Origin of the sequence: Rhizobium phaseoli, assembly GCF_003985125.1 — a bacterium.
Lineage (GTDB): Bacteria > Pseudomonadota > Alphaproteobacteria > Rhizobiales > Rhizobiaceae > Rhizobium > Rhizobium phaseoli.
In genome coordinates this window covers 1-18226 of the sequence record NZ_ML133604.1, presented here as the reverse complement: position 1 = coordinate 18226, position 18226 = coordinate 1, and the positions used below count along the sequence as shown (strand labels likewise).

The 18226-nt window shown below is 56.4% G+C and carries 13 protein-coding genes and 1 pseudogene; 12 read left to right on the top strand and 2 right to left on the bottom strand.

Features of this window, described 5'->3' with window-relative positions; all coding sequences use genetic code 11:
• Window positions 1-28 precede the first annotated feature (28 nt).
• The 10 genes from EFD56_RS30905 to EFD56_RS30860 all read left to right on the top strand — a co-directional run bounded on the left by EFD56_RS30905 (window position 29) and on the right by EFD56_RS30860 (window position 14265).
• Entirely contained in the window at window positions 29-1117 is a 1089-nt protein-coding gene (locus tag EFD56_RS30905) for a substrate-binding domain-containing protein (protein ID WP_037145479.1), read from the top strand.
• A gap of 55 nt (window positions 1118-1172) precedes the next feature.
• Window positions 1173-2702, top strand: a complete 1530-nt coding sequence (locus EFD56_RS30900) for a sugar ABC transporter ATP-binding protein (RefSeq protein WP_170965714.1) — start codon at window positions 1173-1175, stop codon at window positions 2700-2702.
• Between the two features lie 12 nt (window positions 2703-2714).
• Entirely contained in the window at window positions 2715-3656 is a 942-nt protein-coding gene (locus tag EFD56_RS30895) for an ABC transporter permease (RefSeq protein ID WP_004671512.1), read from the top strand.
• A 5-nt stretch (window positions 3657-3661) separates the two neighbouring features.
• Complete coding sequence (locus EFD56_RS30890; RefSeq protein WP_026188838.1) at window positions 3662-4660, top strand: ABC transporter permease; 999 nt, start codon at window positions 3662-3664, stop codon at window positions 4658-4660.
• Between the two features lie 58 nt (window positions 4661-4718).
• Window positions 4719-5822, top strand: coding sequence for an NAD(P)-dependent alcohol dehydrogenase (locus tag EFD56_RS30885; RefSeq protein WP_004671507.1), 1104 nt, complete (start codon window positions 4719-4721; stop codon window positions 5820-5822).
• Window positions 5823-5834: 12 nt separating this feature from the next.
• Window positions 5835-6146, top strand: a complete 312-nt coding sequence (locus tag EFD56_RS30880) for a putative quinol monooxygenase (RefSeq protein ID WP_004671505.1) — start codon at window positions 5835-5837, stop codon at window positions 6144-6146.
• Between the two features lie 63 nt (window positions 6147-6209).
• A complete protein-coding gene (locus EFD56_RS30875) occupies window positions 6210-7475 on the top strand; it encodes an NAD(P)/FAD-dependent oxidoreductase (RefSeq protein ID WP_004671504.1) in 1266 nt (421 codons plus the stop codon).
• Window positions 7476-7771: 296 nt separating this feature from the next.
• Complete coding sequence (locus EFD56_RS30870; RefSeq protein WP_008534397.1) at window positions 7772-8737, top strand: helix-turn-helix transcriptional regulator; 966 nt, start codon at window positions 7772-7774, stop codon at window positions 8735-8737.
• Between the two features lie 292 nt (window positions 8738-9029).
• Window positions 9030-11291, top strand: coding sequence for a methyl-accepting chemotaxis protein (locus EFD56_RS30865; protein WP_016737440.1), 2262 nt, complete (start codon window positions 9030-9032; stop codon window positions 11289-11291).
• Between the two features lie 175 nt (window positions 11292-11466).
• Entirely contained in the window at window positions 11467-14265 is a 2799-nt protein-coding gene (locus EFD56_RS30860) for a sensor domain-containing protein (RefSeq protein WP_037145474.1), read from the top strand.
• 761 nt (window positions 14266-15026) lie between these two features.
• Here the strand turns inward: EFD56_RS30860 and groEL are convergent.
• Window positions 15027-15236 (bottom strand): annotated as a pseudogene (groEL, locus tag EFD56_RS30855) (chaperonin GroEL); the annotation flags it as partial.
• A gap of 294 nt (window positions 15237-15530) precedes the next feature.
• Between groEL and EFD56_RS30850 the strand changes: the two are divergent.
• On the top strand, window positions 15531-16451 hold the full coding sequence (locus EFD56_RS30850) for an ArdC family protein (RefSeq protein WP_037145473.1): 921 nt from the start codon (window positions 15531-15533) through the stop codon (window positions 16449-16451).
• Between the two features lie 774 nt (window positions 16452-17225).
• On the opposite strand, the gene EFD56_RS30840 is transcribed toward EFD56_RS30850, so the two are convergent.
• Window positions 17226-17597 carry a hypothetical protein gene (locus EFD56_RS30840; protein ID WP_037145471.1) on the bottom strand — a complete coding sequence of 124 codons (372 nt, stop codon included), beginning with the start codon at window positions 17595-17597 and terminating at the stop codon, window positions 17226-17228.
• 98 nt (window positions 17598-17695) lie between these two features.
• Here EFD56_RS30840 and EFD56_RS30835 point away from each other — a divergent pair.
• Window positions 17696-18226 (top strand): hypothetical protein (locus tag EFD56_RS30835; protein ID WP_126907057.1); only part of this gene is annotated, 531 nt, incomplete at its 3' end.

Genomic DNA, 18226 nt, shown 5'->3' with positions numbered 1-18226 from the left:
GCCCAGAGCGGCCGGAGGAGGAATTTTCATGAAGAGACGTACATTTCTACAATCGAGCGGGGCAATTGCTGTAGCCGGCACGTTCGGAATGCCGGGGATTCTTCGCGCCGACGACGCGATCAGTCTCCTACCTGACACTTGGCCCTCCGAAGGCGCCAACCCAATTGTCGACGCGGGTAAGTTCAAGAAGTCAGGCCCGTGGAAGATCGGACACAGCCACTACGGCCTCGCTGGTTCAACGCATACCTACCAGACGGCGTTTGAAGCCGAATATGAAATAAAAAAGAACAAGGATCGGATCGCTGATTACCAGTTCCGGAGCGCTGATCTCAATGCCTCCAAACAAGTTGCCGATATCGAGGATCTGATCGCCCAGAAGGTCGATGCGATCATCATCGCACCGCTAACCACCGGTTCCGCCGTCGAGGGCATCAAGAAGGCAAAGGCTGCTGGCATTCCAACCGTAGTCTATCTCGGACGCGTCGACACCGAGGAGTTTACGGTTCAGGTCCAGGGCGACGACTTCTATTTCGGGCGCGTGATGGCTCAGTTCCTCGTCGACAAGCTTGGCAACAAGGGCAAGGTATGGGTTCTGCGTGGCGTCGCCGGGCATCCCATCGATGCAGATCGTTATGCAGGCGCCATGGAAGTCTTCAGCAAGTCTGGACTTCAGATCACGTCGACCCAGCACGGAAGCTGGTCTTATGAGGACTCAAAGAAGATCGCCGAGAGCTTGTATCTCTCCGACCCAGATGTCGCGGGCATCTGGACCGATGGAGCCAACATGTCTCTTGGCGTTTTGGATGCCTTGCAGGAGGGTGGCGCCTCAACGATCCCGCCAATCACGGGCGAAGCACTTAACGGCTGGATGCGTCGTTGGAATGACGAAAAACTTTCCTCGATCGGTCCGATTTGCCCACCCGCTCTGTCTACTGCCGCGCTACGGGCCGCCTTCGCCTTGCTGGATGGGAAGCCGATTCAGCGTAACTGGACGAACCGCCCCAAGCCGATCACCGACGAGACGCTCTCCCAGTTCTATCGCGCAGATCTCACTGATGCGTACTGGGCGCCGACCGAAATGCCGAACGAAAAGCTCCTTGATTATTTCAAGGCTTGATGAACTACGGGCACGATCACTCGTGCCCGTATCCCTGTCGAAGATGGAAATTCCCATGAGCACGCTTGTCGAGATGGTCGGCATCAACAAATCGTTTGGTTTCACGAAAGTCCTTTCGGACGTTCGCTTTTCCCTGGAACGTGGCTCCGTGCACGCTCTGATGGGGGAAAACGGCGCGGGGAAGTCCACCCTGATGCGTATTCTGGCGGGGGTATATCAGCCGGGCGCAGGAAGTGTTCGGCTCCGCGGGGAGGAAGTCAATTTCCGTTCCCCTAAGGAGGCACGGTTGGCGGGAGTGTCGACGGTGTTTCAGGAGTTTACCCTGATCCCCAATCTCACCGTTGCTGAGAACATGTTCCTGGGCCACGAACCTCGTCGCATTGACGGTTCGATCGATAGCGTCGAGGTAGTGAAACGCGCTCGCGCTTTGCTGGCTGACGTATTTCCACAGCTCGACGCAACCGCGATCGTCGAGACACTGACTGTCGCGCAGCAGCAGGCAGTAGAGATCGCGAAGGGACTTACGTCGAACGCGGACGTATTCATCTTCGACGAGCCAACGGCGGCGTTGAACTCGACCGATGTCGCGCATCTTTTCAAGGTTATCCGCGACCTTAAGGCTCAACATAAGGCTGTTGTCTACATCTCTCATCGCATGAATGAAGTCTTCGAACTATGCGACACCATCACCGTCATGAAAGATGGCGCTTGGGTAAGGACTGCAAGAGCGCAGGACTTCAACTTGCAAACGCTGGTAGCGACAATGGTTGGTCGCGAACTTCAGAACTTCTTTCCGCCGCGCTCGCAGGCCACCGGAGCGGCAATGCTGGAGGTTTCGGACTTGCGCCTCGACGACAGCAGCTCGACAGTCACTTTCGTTGTCAGAAAAGGTGAAATCATCGGGCTGGCAGGGCTCGAAGGACAGGGCCAGCGAGAGATAATGCGTGCCATTGTGGGCGTTGAATCGCCAAAGGCCATCGCCGTGTGGCGTGCCGGCCCCGACAACAGCATGCACGTGGTGAATGTAGGGTCAGGGTTCGCTCGCGCGGTCGCATCAGGAATCGGTTTTATCCCTGAGGACAGGAAGCAGGAAGGGCTGTTCCTGCGCCTGCCTATCTACGACAACATCGCGCTGGGAAAACAGCTCAATCGGAATATGGCAAGCGTTGCGTGGCGATCGGTGTCGAAGGTCCGCGAGGTGATCAAGTCGTTACGAGTTGCGGCCGCCGATCCCAATGCGCCCGTAGGTAAACTCTCGGGCGGGAATCAGCAGAAGGTGCTGCTGGGCCGCTGGTTGCTCTCCGGAGTGGACATCCTCGTTATTGAGGAGCCCACGCGCGGCGTCGACGTCGGTGCAAAGGCAGAGATTTACAGATTGCTGCGGGACTTCAGTGATCGTGGCGGTGCGGTCGTGGTTTCGTCGCGCGAGCACGCTGAGCTTATAGGGCTCTGCGACAGCATTTTGGTCGTTCATGACAGGAAGATCGTCGGGCAGATGTCCGCAGAGGGGGCGACCGAGGAAAAAATCCTCGAGACTGCGCTGGGGGCGAGTGCGTCACCGGATCCCCGTGCTGCGGTGCATTGAGGAGGATAACTTATGAATTCATTTGCCAGTCGCCTGAAGCTCCCTTATCGCGCGGGAGCGATCGGGCTTTCCATTGGAACGCTCCTGGTGATGGTTGTCGCCTCGGTAATATTATTGCCGGACTTCATGGATCCGGAGAATTTGTCTAATCTCCTGGCGCAATCGACGGTGCTCGTCATCTCGGCTCTCGGTCAGACGTTCGTCATTCTCACTGGCGGCCTCGACGTGTCGGTTGGGTCCGTCATCAGTCTAACGACGACGATCATGACGCTTGATCTTCCTGAGATAACCCGCGTGCTTATCTGCATCGCGGTGGCGATGGGGTTCGGAGTAGCGAACGGTTACGGTGTCGCGCGCCTCAATGTACATCCAATCATCATGACGCTGACAACAATGGGCATCGGCCAAGGTATCGCGTTGATCATTTTGCCAATCCCAGGTGGGCGCGTTCCGGAGTGGCTTTCTGGCTCGGTAGCCGGATCCATCGGCCCCGTACCTAACTCATTGTTTTGGTTGATCACGGCATCGCTCTTCGCATCCTGGATTCTCTATCGTCGTCCCTTCGGCCTCTACCTCTTCGCTTCCGGCGGCAATGACTTCAACGCACGGATGAACGGTGTTCCCGTCGAGCGCACCATCATCAAAGCGTATGTTCTTTCCGCTCTATTCGCATGCGCTGCGGGGATGTTTCTTGCAGGTCGCCTTGCATCGGGTGATCCTAAGGGCGGCGCTTCATTCGGGATTGAGTCTGTAACGGCTGCAGCATTGGGCGGGGTCCACCTCGCCGGGGGCATCGGAAGCATTGTGGGAACCGTCGTTGGCGCGGCGATCCTCGGGACAGTGAATAATGTGATGAATCTGGCCAACGTCTCTGCATTTCTTCAGTCGGTCGTCAAGGGTGTGTTGCTTCTCGTACTCGTCGTTTCGCAGCGACGCAAAACAATCGGACTTTGAAAGAGATGGACTTCTCGATGACCACATCAGACTCGAAAACTGAAGCACCATCTCGCTCATTGAGGGGTAAGAGCGCCATTTCGTGGATACTCGGGCTACCGCCCGCATACTATGTGCTCGCAATCCTGGTTGCGGTTGCTCCAGCAGTGAGCGCCACGCTCATAAATCCCAACTACTGGTTTGTAATCCTCAAGCAGTCAGCGCCGCTCGGGATCGCGGTGCTCGCCCAGTCGCTTGTCATGCGGGTGCGATCCATCGATCTCTCTGTCAGCGGTATTTTCGCGTTCGCGATTTATCTGGCCAGCTCGGGCCAGCTCAACAACTATCCACCGCTAATGACCGTCCTCATGCCTGTTGTGATCGGGCTAGCTGTGGGGGGTGTAAACGGAATACTCGTAGCATACGTGCGCGCTTCTGCCGTTATCTCCACACTAAGTGTTTCGGCCATTCTGATTGGGATCGTCCAATACATGAGCGCCGGCCGCGCGCCCGGTTCAACGCCAAGCTGGCTTCGAATACTTACGAGCGGCAATATCCACGGCCTTTCCTATTCCGTGGTCCTGTGGATCGTCATCGCCGCCCTGATTTCTATCGCATTTCGCTTTCTCATCGTCGGGCGTTACTTCAGGGCCGTCGGCGACAATCCGAGGGCGGCGGAAACTACAGGAATTCCGTTGGCACGTACGATTTTTGTCTCGCACACGCTCGCGGGCGCCCTGACAGGCATCGCGGCCCTGGTCCAGGTATCCGCGTTGGCGGTCGGCACCATCAAGCCAGGCTTCGACACCTTCATGAATGCGCTCGCCGCCACGATCCTCGGCGGTGTGACGTTCGGCGTCGACCGGGGCGGCGTCGCCGGGCCGTTCGTTGCCGTCGTTGCCTTCAGCTTCCTGTTCGCGATGCTGACCGTCTTCGGCATCCAGGAGCCGGGCAAGCTTATCGTCCAGGGCGTGATCATTGCATTTGCCGCAATCATCTACGGTGCGCGCGCGGGTCGCGTCTAGTCCGTCGGGCCGATCAAGTCATTCCCGTAGCAATTGCGGGAGAACGCAGGAGAATATAATGGTGAAAATCACTGCGGCTGTCGCCGTGAAGCCAAAGAGCCCGCTGGAATTCCGTGAACTCGAACTGGCTGACCCCGAAGGCAACGAGATCCTGGTTCGCACGGTTGCGAGCGGGATCTGCCACACGGACTTGCTGCTTCGCGACGGTATTTTTGGCCCGCCGGCACCTGTGATCCCGGGGCACGAAGGCGTCGGCGTCGTCGAGGCGGTCGGACCAGAAGTTCAGAGCCTCAAAGTGGGTGATCACGTCGCACTGAGCCAGAGCTCATGCGGATTCTGCGCCGACTGCCGCCGTTCTCACCCAATGAACTGCCAAAACTATACCCAGTACAATCTTACGGGGCTTCGTCCGAATGGTAAGAAGGCATTGCTCTGCGATGAAGTTGGCATTGGCAGCAATTTCGTGGGCCAGTCGTCCTTTGCGACGCATATCCTTGCGACTGAAAACAATGCAGCGCTTTTGCCGAAAACAGACCTCGACCTTACCGACGCTGCGCCACTCGGGTGCGGCATGGCAACGGGTGCAGGAACAGTGATAAACGCGATGAAGCCGGAAATAGGGTCGACGATAGCCGTTTTCGGCGCAGGTGCTGTCGGCATGGCCGCCGTGATGGCCGCCAAAGTTCGTCGGTGCAGCAAGATTATCATCATAGATCTGAATCAGCAGAGGCTAGACATGGCCATGGGGCTTGGTGCCACACATGCGATCAACGGCAAAGATCCCGACGTAGTCAACCAGATCCATGCGCTGACGGGCGGCGGTGCCGACTTCGCGATCGACGCAGTTGGCATCATTCCGGTTATTCTGAACTCGATCAAGTGCACCCGTGCCGGCGGGCACGTTGTCTTGCTCGGCCTCGACGCGCTCGGTAACGACATTCCCATCCCCCTCGATCTAATGGTGTTCAATCGCAAGATCCAGGGTGCGATCCTTGGTGATCAGATTCCACAGCTGTTCATTCCGCAGATGATGGATCTTAATCAGGCTGGGCTTTTCCCCTTCCAAAAATTGATCACCAAGTATCCCTTCGAGAAGATCAACGAAGCGATCGCGGACGCCGAAGCCGGGCGAGTGATCAAGCCGGTCGTCGTTTTCAATTAGGAGCCAGCGCAAATGACATCGAAGAAGTCAGAGGAACAGCACCTTGTCGTGGAATTCAAAACCACGTCCCAAAATCGAAATCGCGTAAAAGAACTCCTTCAGGAATTCATTGGACCCGCCCGCGAAGAGTCTGGTTGTCTCTACTACGACCTCTACCAGCGGTCGGACGATCCGAACACTTTCATCATCTTAGACGGCTGGCAGAATGAGGCGGCTGTCGTTGGCCATGGCGAACATCCTAATGTCAAGCGGGTGCTGGAGCCTCTTCTTCCACTGTTGGTGAGTCCACCGTCGATTAATGTAAATACCCGTATCAGCGACTGATCGGGCGCAATGGCCATTTCTACGAGGCGCGCGCCCCGAGCGCGCAGGTTTGAGGGAGACGAAATGGATACGCATCGAGTTGTCGTAGTCGGCGGTGGCTTTGCCGGACTCCAGTTAGCGAAGGACCTCAAGTGTCCCGACACTTCCATAACGATCGTCGACAGGCGCAACCATCACCTCTTTCAACCGCTCCTCTACCAAGTTGCCACGACTGTATTGGCAACCTCGGAGATAGCCTGGCCCATCAGAGCATTGTTCAGAGGACGAAAGGATGTATCGACGCTGCTGGGCGAGGTTGTTGGCGTTGATACCGAGGCACGCGTAGTATCGCTCAAGGATGGGAATGCTATTCCCTATGACACGCTCGTTCTCGCGACAGGTGCAAGGCACGCCTATTTTGGCCGGGACGAGTGGGAGCCGTTTGCGCCCGGGCTAAAGGCACTCGAAGACGCGACGACCATCCGGCGGCGGCTTCTTCTCGCGTTTGAGAAGGCCGAATTGGAGGCTGATCCCGAACGGCGGAAGGCAATGCTCACGTTCAGCATAATCGGAGCAGGCCCGACAGGCGTGGAGATGGCTGGGATTATAGCGCAACTGGCCCAACGAACCCTTGTTGAGGAGTTCCGTAGCATCGACACCAGATCGGCGCGCATCCTTCTCATCGAGGCAGGTCCACGTGTCCTACCCGTGTTCCCGGAGGCACTTTCGAGATATGCCGAGCAGTCGCTAATCAAGATGGGCGTCGAAGTGAGAACAGGCATTCCCGTGACGGCATGCAACGAGAACGGCATCGCGATCGGAGATGAGTTCGTTTCAAGCCGGACCGTCATCTGGGCTGCGGGGGTGCAAGCGTCGAACGCCGCCGCCTGGGTCGGTGCTGAAAAGGACAGGGCGGGTAGGGCGGTCGTGCAGCCAGATCTGACTGTTGGCGGTAAGCCCGAGATTTTTATTATTGGAGATACTGCCTCCGTGAAGGCCGCTGATGGAACACCCGTCCCCGGAGTGGCTCCCGCCGCCAAACAGCAAGGCAAATATGTCGCTTCGGTAATTGAAGCACGACGTCTGGGTACACCCACTCCAAGTGCGTTCAGATATAGGCATCTGGGAAACCTGGCTACCATCGGGCCGAATTCGGCTGTTATCGACTTCGGGAAGATCCGGCTCAAGGGCGGAATTGCATGGTGGATTTGGGGGCTTGCCCATATCTACTTCCTGATAGGTACGAGGAGCAGATTGGCAGTGGGACTAAGCTGGCTATGGATCTTTGTTTCCGGCCATCACTCCGCACGTTTGATCACGCAAAAAGAAACCTTAAAGGATGAGGTTTAGTCGCTAGCGCGAGCACGCCCGAGTCTGCTGGGCCGTGAATGGAGACCATCAAAGGCCAGACATTTGGGAATCGGTTGCGAAGCGATGGTTGGCAGCAGGTAACAATTCTGTCGGAGTTCCATATATAACAATGATTGATCTTCGCACTATCAACTTAGGCGACTTCGACTGCGTCGAATTCACGGCGAGGACTGGCCGCGACAAGTCAATTGCCCTGTCCGCCTGTCGTTAGCGATAGGCGGGCCTCATGCTTGAATACCGTTTCGGGAAGGAAGTGATGATGTGGAGAGTTGAGAGTGTCCCCCTCTAAGATTGACCATTTCTCGCTCAAAGGTACCTGCAGCGAGGAACTCGCGGCAGCGCTTTCGAGGCTTTCCCCGCAATCTGAAGCGCATGTACATGGCGATAAGACGATCGCCTACGATGTACATGCGATTACCAATGGTCCGATTGCAGTTATTGCCGCGCACTACGAGGGCGACCTAACGGTCCAGCACCGGGGACCGGCGGAGGCAAACATCATCATGCTTCCACTACATGGGCGATCGGTCGTTACCGTTGACGGCAGACAAATCCCCTCAGAGGGAACGCGGGGCGTTTTCGTGAACAGTATGTCGGCGAGTACGACCCAATTCATTGGGCCCAGGAAACATTTGGGGCTTAGGATCGCCCATGATGAGCTGACGCGCCGTTTGGGATGTCGGCTCAATACGCCAATAAGAGGCAGCCTCGATTTTTCGCCAGAAATCGACCTATCGGTCGGGTTCGGCTCCCTTTTGGTTCAACTGGTACCAGTGCTGTATGCTGGATTACGAGACGGAACCCTCCTTCAATCACCGATAGCACTTCATCACCTCACTGAAACGACGATGGAGCTTTTGATTGAAGCTGCGCAGCATCGCTACTCATCTGAGTTATGCCGCGTTGCTGAATCACCCTTACCCAAGGCCGTTAAGCGGGCGGTCGACTATATGCGTGCCAATATTACTCGGCCGCTATCTCTTGAGGAAATCGCAACGGCTTGTGGCGTAAGCCGACGCACTCTTCAAAGCGGTTTTCGCAACTTTCGGAATACGACCCCTCTGGCATTCCTGCAGCACCTACGGTTGGAATTAGTGCATCAGGAACTGATGACAGGCGAACCTGGCCTCTCGGTCACGCAGGTCGCTCTGAAATGGGGCTTCGTGCATAGAGGCAGATTTTCTGCGGACTATCGCAAGCGCTATGGGGTACTTCCCTCGGAAACATTGCGTATATCATAAGCAGATTGCGCCGACCGAGCTACGATCAGCCGGCACGCTCGACCGTCCTCAAGGCTTGCAGCAACAGCACTCTCCAGAAAAGCCGACTGCCTCGGCCCAAGATCTGTCTTGCAGTTGATCCCCTGAACGCGACGATGTTCCGATCTGCGCAACGCAGTTCAAGACCACTACAGGGGTTAATCTTATAGTAATTATGCCGAGGTCATCTCACACATAGCGGTCAATGTCGCAATGTTCTGGACCGCGTCGCTAATGGAAGCCGGTGTAATTTATAGTCGTCTATGAGGAACATATGTCGAGACTGCCGCTATCTCTACTTTTAATGATTTTGGCAATTATCCCGTTGACGGCGTTCGTAATCATCGGAGTATCAACATCACTGGGATATTACCGAGAATACTCTACCTTCCGCAGCGCACAAACAACGCAGCGACTTGGGCGGGAAGGCGGATTCCTCGCCCAAGCTATAGCGGCGGAAGCGTTTGCAGGCGCCGACGTGCGTCGGGCAAAGCAAGCTGCATCGGACAGGGCTTTTACAGCGGTCTTTTCCGCTTACGACTCTTGGAAAAAGGCATTCGACGATCCGGCCATAGAACGGGCGGTACAGATCATTCGTGAAAGGCGGGACAATATCGATAGCTTCCGCCGGCGCGTCGATGACGGAACGGCTAGCGAGGCGGAGGGAGCTGTTGCTTTGCGCCCAGCTGCCCTTGCGGGCTTGGAGCTCGTCCGTCGCACTGGGGCGACTGTCAATGATTTGGATTTAGCACGCCAAATTACCGGTTTTCACGCGCTCATGCAGATCACGGAAGCTAGTTTGCTGGAGATCAGGCCCGGCCGAGCCTACGTCAAAAATTCAGCCATGTCCGTCGATCTATTTTCGTCCCTCTTACAGTCAAAAAATCTAAAGCAGCTTTATGTGCCTGCGATGCAGGAATTTCTCCCCGCCGATCTCGTCAAATCTTATGACGACTTCGAGGCCAGCGCCGCAGGCAAGTTCATCGCGGGCGTTCGCGATCAGATGTATGCAAACCAGCCAGGCGTTTCCTTCCCCCCCGAGACGTTGGATCGATGGAATGAAATCACCCAACAGCGGGCTGCTTTGTTGACCGCACTCATTATGCGCACCGGCGACGAGTTGGACGAGATGGCATTTCAGCGTTACGCCGATCTTCGCAATGCCTTTATCGGCTACTCCGGCGCCACGCTTCTGATCATGTCTACGGTACTCATTTTGTGCATTTCGGTCGTTCGGAGAATTTCAAGCTCCATTCGGACTCTGACAAGCCGAATGAAGGCACTCGCAGAAGGCGATACGTCGGCGCCGGTGCCCTTGACGATCCGACGCGACGAGATCGGGGACATGGCGCGTTGCCTTGAGTTTTTCCGCGGCGCGGCCATACAGAAAAGTAACCTGGAGACATCCGCGGAAGCTGAGCGCATTCGTTCTGACCAAGAGAAGCTGGATATTCAGGTAAGAGCGGAAAAAGAAGCAGAAGAGCGCCTCATCCGAGCGACGACGGCATTGGCAACCGGGTTGAAGCGGATGGCGGATGGAGACTTGATTTATGAGATTGAGGAGCCGTTAGCGCCACAGTTTGAAAGTTTGCGCAGGGATTTCAACGCTTCCATTCGTCAGCTCCGGGACGTGCTTGTTACCGTCGGCCATTCAGTCGAAACGGTCACGAATGGCAGCTCGGGCGTCTCGGCCGCATCTGAAAATCTTTCAAGACGCACGGAGCAGCAGGCGGCTTCGCTCGAGGAAACTGCAGCGGCGTTGGAGGAGATAACCGTCAACGTTGCATCGACCACGAAGAGGACGGCTGAGGCGCGCGGAGCCGTCCAACAGATGCGAAATCATGCGGAAATGTCCGGTCGGGTTGTACGCGATGCTATCGGCGCCATGAATCGCATTGAAAACTCCTCCAAGCAGATTTCCCAGATCATCAGCGTCATCGACGCGATCGCCTTCCAAACGAACCTCCTGGCGCTCAACGCCGGCGTCGAAGCAGCGCGTGCTGGCGACGCGGGAAAAGGCTTTGCGGTTGTTGCCCAGGAGGTCAGGGAGCTTGCACAGCGCTCAGCGACAGCGGCAAAAGAAATCAAGGATCTCATCGGCAATTCAGCTCTTGCCGTCGACGAAGGCGTAAGGCTCGTGAGTGAAACCGGATCGGGCCTGAGAACGATTGAAGAGCTTGTGCAGGATGTAAATCTTCATATGGACGCAATCGCAACGGCCTCCCAGGAACAATCGTCGGGCCTGCGCGAGATTAACGGCGCGGTTAACCATATGGACCATGCCACTCAAGAAAATGCGAGCATGGTCGCGGAGATGAATACTGCAGGATCGCACCTCGCTCAAGAGAGCCAAAGCCTAGCCGCACTGTTGAAACATTTCCATTTCAAAGACGAGAGCGGGAAGCCACAAAAGGTCACGGGCGAACTTGGCAAGAGCTTCCCGCCCGGTCAGACAATGGTTGACCGCGGAGACTATCCGATGCGCCGTGGTAACCTGGTGCTCGCGCCTTCGAATGATGATTGGCAAGCGTTCTAAATGATATGGGCGGCGTCGCCGACCACATGCAAATACACGTCTTTGATGATTCTGAATGAGAGCGATATCCCGGTGGGGTAGCGGCATGGTACTCCGCCAAATGACTTGTGCGGTCCTAACAAAATGCTGGCTTGACGCATGATTGCTCAGCCACGTGACAAAGCAGGACAGGCACATGAAACACGTACGTCAATCGGAACGCACATCCCGCCCCGAACAGCCTGTGGAAGTGCAGATGGCGACTGATGCTCAAATCGACCAGGGGCGTGGAGCCTTCCGCAACGCGGTCAATGCCAGCCCTCCGCTTGCCACGGGCACGGCCCCGCCATTTTCGGAAGCCTCCGCTGTCCGGCCATCGCACGGTCACGACGCAGATGTCGCAAGTCTGAAGCAACCGTTTGAGAAGGCTTTCCGGGCGAATCCGCGGCATCCTGCGACAAACATCGACTTGCCATTCAACGCCGAAGAGATGTCCAGTGCCGTCGTACTCGACGCGATCCCGTTACCCGTCTTCTTCAAAAACAGAGATGGGATACACCTTGGTTGCAACAGGGCCTTCGAAAGCTTCTCCGGCCGCTCAAAGGGAGATATTATCGGAAAAACCGTTTTCGATTTGGTGCCCGCACCCATAGCCGAGACGTATGCCGCGTTGGACGAGGCGCTTTTTGCAAATGGCGGTGTTCAGCAATATGAAGCAAAGGCCACCACCGAGAATGGTGGTGTCGTTGATCTTTTACTCAGCAAGACCGCAATCACTGATATCGCTGGTAACAGGATCGGCTTGGTTGGCGCGATGTTGGACATCACAGAGCGAAAACGTGCGGAGCATGATCTCAAAGAGGCTCTTGAATTCGCAGAGGGAATTATTGCCGCCATTCCTGACGTTCTGTTCGAGGTAAATGCCGACGGTCGCTACCTGCAGGTCTGGGCAAGGAATCAGGAGATCCTGGCGCAGCGAAAAGAAGTGCTGCTCGGCAAGCTTGTCCGCGATGTGCTCCCTCCAGATCAGGCCGACATCGCTATGCTGGCTCTTGAAGAAGCCGATGAAACCGGCGCCTCCTACGGTCGTTGTGTCCGTATAGCCCTACCAAACGGCGAATCCCGTTGGTTTGAACTGTCGGTCGCAAGGCGACCAAGCAGCAATCACTCAACCGTCACTTTTCTGGTGTTATCTCGCGATATTACCGAACGAAAGCACGCCGAGGGCACGACTATTGAAGCTCGGGCTCGCCTCCTAAGTGTCCTGCAGACCATTCCGGATATGGTATGGCTGAAAGACGTAACAGGCAAATATCTGTTGTGCAATCATGCCTTCGAAGAATTGGTCGGCAAGGCAGAAGCGGAAATCGTCGGGAAAACGGATTATGACCTGTTTACTCCCGAACTCGCCCAGTTTTTTCGTGACAAGGATGAGGAGGCCATGCAAGCCGGCCGTATTCTCATCAATGAGGAACGGTTTACCGCTCACGAGGACGGTCGATCAACGCTTTTGGAGACTCGTAAGGTTCCGGTATTCACGGGGGGAAAGCTGATGGGGATCCTCGGCGTCGCCCGCGATATCACCGAACTGGACACGTCCCGTAAGAAAATCCATCAGATGGCATTCTACGATTCTCTGACCGGCCTGCCTAACCGGACACTTTTCAATGAACGGCTACGCGAGATGATCGGGGACGCGGCTTCGGCGGGCCAGCGAGCCGGGGTGATGCTGATCGATATGGACCATTTCAAAGCGATCAATGACACTATGGGACATCCCGTCGGTGACGAGTTGCTGCGGCAGGTGGCGACACGCATGAAAAAAGGCGTCCGTGCCAGCGACACCGTGGCGAGACTCGGTGGAGATGAATTTGCAGTCTTGCTGCCCAATGTTCAGGACAATGACGATTTGGCTCAAATTGCCAGCAGAATGCTTGCCGCATTCGGCGAACGCTTCATGCTTTCCGACAGGGAGATCTTTGTATCCTGCAGCATCGGGATATCGGTATTTCCAAATGACGGCGACGCTCCCGACGATTTGGTGAAATATGCGGATTCTGCGATGTATTTGGCGAAGCGCTCGGGGCGTAGCAACTTCCGCTTCTACTCAAAGGATCTCACGATTGGGGCTGAAAAGCGCCTAGCGCTAGAATCAGACCTACGCCTAGCTTTGAAACATGAGCAACTTGAACTCCATTATCAGCCAAAGGTCCTATTGGACAACGGAAAGGTGATCGGTTCAGAAGCACTGCTACGATGGCATCATCCGAAGATGGGAATGATCCCTCCGGGAGAATTCATAGGTGTCGCCGAGGAAACGGGATTGATCATCGATCTTGGACGATGGGTGCTGCATGAGGCGTGTTGCACGGCTGCCGTCATGAATGCAGATGGACTGCCCCCGCACAAGATTGCGATAAATTTGTCTCCTAAGCAGTTTCAATGCCCGCGTTTGTCGCAAACGGTGGCGGACGTATTGCAGGAAACCGGTTGTCGTGCGGAGTGGATCGAGGTTGAAATAACTGAGAGTCTCCTGCTCCATAACTGCGAGGGCGTTTCGACGACACTCTCTCAATTGCATGCGAGCGGAATTTCCATAGCGATCGATGATTTCGGCACCGGCTACTCATCTCTGAGCTATTTGGCTAACTTTCCCATTGATACCCTCAAAATTGACCGGTCATTCATCAATCGATCCGACAAGCGAAGTAGAGAACTGGTCAAGGCAATTCTCTCAATTGCGCGCTGCCTAGGGCAAAATGTAGTCGCTGAGGGCGTGGAGACGGTCGATCAAGAAAAATTCTTGGCTGAAAGCGGCTGCGCTGTGGCACAGGGGTTCTACTATAGCAAGCCCATCCCGAAGTCCGAACTTCTCGCTGCAAACGCAGTGCTCGAGTTCTCTCGCGGTGATTCCCATCTTACGCCGATGCCCGCAGAGGAAGGGGTGGCACTCATGCGCTTGCCTCCCGCATCTGTTGGGACCCGAACCGCGTGAAGCCTACGGCTAACAGCGCGCAGGATCCACGCCACCTGCGGCGCTGTTTATACCGCACTCATCCAACGGAAGCCCAAACTACTCTGGGCGATTGGATAAAACGCGGACCAATAGGAACTACTTAAAACTTCAGGTGCTTTGATGTTCCGAAATATGCAGGCCCTGTACCGAATTGCGCGACGAAACATACGTTGACGTGTTTTCGCTTTCGATTGCCATTGCAAAGACTTGCCCAGTACAATCTACTATTCAGAGTCAATATCGTCAAAAGCATAACCGTGCAAAAGCTCATCCCATTTCCCCATCCGAATAGAAATTCTGCGGATTTGAAAAGTTCAACTGCGAATTCGAATGGCTCCGGACATTTCGACATCATCCAATCGCTGAAATCGGAACTTCACGATTTGGCTAGTGCCGTAAATCAGTTGGAGGCGCTATGTGAGTCATACCGATCCCAAGTTGATACGTGCTCGCAACCTGACTGAACGACTGAGCGTCCGCGCTTGTCATCGTATTCCCTATGACCCTCTCTGGGCGTGGCGGCCAGTGGTTCGTTGAATCTTGCCAAACGTTCCCGGATCCCACCACTTCCCGAAGACGGGAGCTTCAATTCGATCAACTCGAAACTTTCGGCCATTTGAACGGGTGGCGGAAAAAAACGCCAGCGATTGCACCGTGATTTCGTAATGGTTCTGCCTATTTGCTGAAGGCGGTCGGCCGATTGGAATGCTCCATCAGACCTCAACTTACCGGCAGCAAGGCTGCAGGTTCGATAGCTTCTTTTCGTGGATGAGGATATACGGATCCTCGAACTCTACCCGCATCTTGTCCTGGTTGGCGACGAAGTAGGGGCTGAGGTACGCGGTCGAATTGCATGCGCGCGAAGACCACGAGTTTGGTCTCGGCGGTCTTGGCTTCCTCGACGAAATGGCACTCTCGTTGCTAACCTTCTCCATTGCGTCGACGAGGAACGGCCGCGCAAGGTCGATGCCACGCTTCGGGTCCATCGATTCATCCCGGACGCTCCCGCCTTGCGTAATAGACTGGATTTTTCATTTCTGCCTGGGTTTCAAACCAGTCTCGCCGTGGTGTTGCTGCATCCCGTCCTGCCCCGGCTTTTGGTCCTGCCAGGCTCGCGCCGCCCACAACGGCTTTGCCGTCCTCCACTTCGTTGCGGCCCTGCGGGTGCGGGCCGCGCTTGCAGCCCGGCTTTTGGGCCGCCGTAGCAGGTCGCGATGGCCGCGACCTCGAACGGAGGTTCAGACATGAACAGGCAGCAATCCAATCAACGATCCGATATCTACAGCCGCATCACCACCAAGATCATCGCCGATCTCAAACAGGGCGTCCGTCCATGGACCAAGCCGTGGACGGCGGGAGGCGGGACGGCCGAGGTCAGCCGGCCACTGCGCCACAACGGCCAACCATACACCGGCATCAATGTTCTGCTCCTCTGGTCTGAAGCCATCGCCCGCGGCTTTGCATCGCCAAGGTGGATGACGTTTCGTCAGGCAATCGAGCTTGGCGGCGCCGTCCGCAGGGGCGAAACCGGCACAACCGTCGTCTTTGCCAGCTCTTTCATCCGCGCCGAGACGACGGAGACAGGCGCCGAAATCGAACGGGATATCCCCTTTCTCAAAACCTACACCGTGTTCAACACCGATCAGATCACCGGGCTCAATGGCCTTGCCCATTCCATCGCCCGTGATCAGGATTGGATGAGCCGAATCGGTGCTGCCGGCCGCTTCTTTGCCAATACGGGCGCCCTGATCCGCCACGGTGGATCGGCGGCCTATTATGCTGCTGCTCGGGACTACATCCAGATGCCATGCGTCGACGCCTTCCGGGACGATGCCTCCTACGTCGCCGTACTCAGTCACGAGATGACGCACTGGACGGCTGCACCGCGAAGACTCGATCGGGATCTGAGCCGCTATGCGAAAGACAGGAGCGAACGCGCCCGCGAAGAGCTCATTGCCGAACTTGGTAGCTGCTTTCTCTGCGCCGATCTTGGTGTCGTTCCAGAGCTCGAACCGCGCCCCGACCACGCAAGCTATCTCGACAGCTGGCTCAAGGTTCTCGGCAACGACAAGCGCGCCATCTTTTCAGCGGCAGCTCATGCGCAACGGGCCGTCGACTACCTGCATGACCTGCAGCCGGATCTCAACAAGGAGGAGGCGGCTTGAGCCGCCTCCTTATCAGCCACCCGGACGCCGCCCACTGCCGCGACCCGACGGCCGCAAGCTCCTATCCCGCGAACCGGCGTCTAAAATCGTCACGCATTGACCTCGCGCAGCTAGTGGGGCGTATTCACCGGCATATTGAAGTGACGCGCGAAGTATTCCGACGGCGTCGTCATGCGGCCCCGTGGTGAGAACCAGCGCATCCCCTCGACCGTCGATGCTGAAAATCACGCGACTGTCCAGGCTTGCAACCTCCTCCGGCAGATCCTCCCTTAGCATCGCGATGGCGGAAGCCATCGTCCGCCGAGGGCGAACGAGAACGATGTCCCGCGCGAAGGAGTCGTCGTGCGTAGCATCGAGAGAAGCGTTGATGACAGCGGGTCGTCGGATGATTTATTTGGAACTAGCAAAAAATATTGCTTTGGCGCCCTCACCGGTAGGTCATGTTCCAGCCGAGTTCGCCGGTGCGCAACGCGCTCCATATGCTGAGCGGCGACGGAGATAGGGAACGCACGGGCGGGGGCAGTCGGTCCCGCCTCCCTTGACGGCCGCTATGCTGAGGCTCCTGCGGCTGCCCTTGTTCCGCCCTTAGCGGGGCGAGAATTCCCGAAATCCGCCTCACGGCGCCGCTATGCTGATTTCTCCGATACTCTTCATTGTTTGATTGGAACCCGCCTGCGGGCGGGTTGCCCGATCGTCACTGATGGCTGCCTGCAGCCATGCGATCGGGAGTTGTGAGTGATTCGCCATCTCGCCTTATCAGTCATCGAAAATCAGTCAGTTTAATCCCGCTTCCTGGCTGGCGCGGAAAGAGCTCAGCTTGCTCAGGAGGTCCTGCGAGATCTCGAATTGCCGTGCCGTCCCCCGGCCCATGGAGTTCTTTCCCATCGTCTCCACCAGCATTCCCCGCTTGACCAGAAGATCGACCGTCTCCTTCACGCCGCTTCGCGTCAGCTCGGTAATCTCGATGATATTCGAGAGGGTTAGTTTCTGGTGAGCCTGGGTCATCGTGTAGAGGATCGTCATCATGCCGATCTGCTTCAGCCTCGCCTGCGGGGTCTCGTCCTCCAGCGGATGGTCGAGGATCTCATGGAGAATGAGCCCCGAGAAGGCAAGGTTGTGCCACTGCGTTTTAATCGCGCTTGTCATGTCATTTAACTGTGTTATATAGATCAGTATAAACCTGGGCGAGCAAAGCGGGTTCTCCTGAACGCAATGGGACGCCGTCGTCTCGAAGGATCCTGTTCATGAAAAGCCTTCTCCTGAATTCACTGCTTACGGTCTGCTTCGTTGCGCCACCCTATCTTATTTTCGGCAGTAAAGCGCGGGCCGAGGATTGGGGATGCCAGGTTATTCTATGCCTTTCCAATCCCGGCGGGCCGACGCAATATGCAGAATGCCGGCCGCCGATCCAGAAGCTGTGGCGGGAGCTTGCCGAGGGGCACTCATTCCCGACCTGTAGCGGCGTCGGTTTTCAGAGTTCGCGGCCTGGCTATGAACCCTATTATTGCGATGCGGGGTACAAGCTCACGACTGATAGCGGTCGCGGCGGTCGGCAAGCAACCTGCGTATCGACATCGCCGCAGCCGGTGAGCAACAGCCTCTGCTGGGATGGGAACGACTATACTTCCCGCGACAATTCGGTCCTGTCGCCACATTGGCAGCCCGTCGAGGGGCGCCGCCAATGCCTAGGCTACACGATGGTGCGCCCCAATGTGCGTTCGCAGCCGCATTATGTCGACATCACTATCGATGGCGCCGGTAAGCAGCGCGTCTGG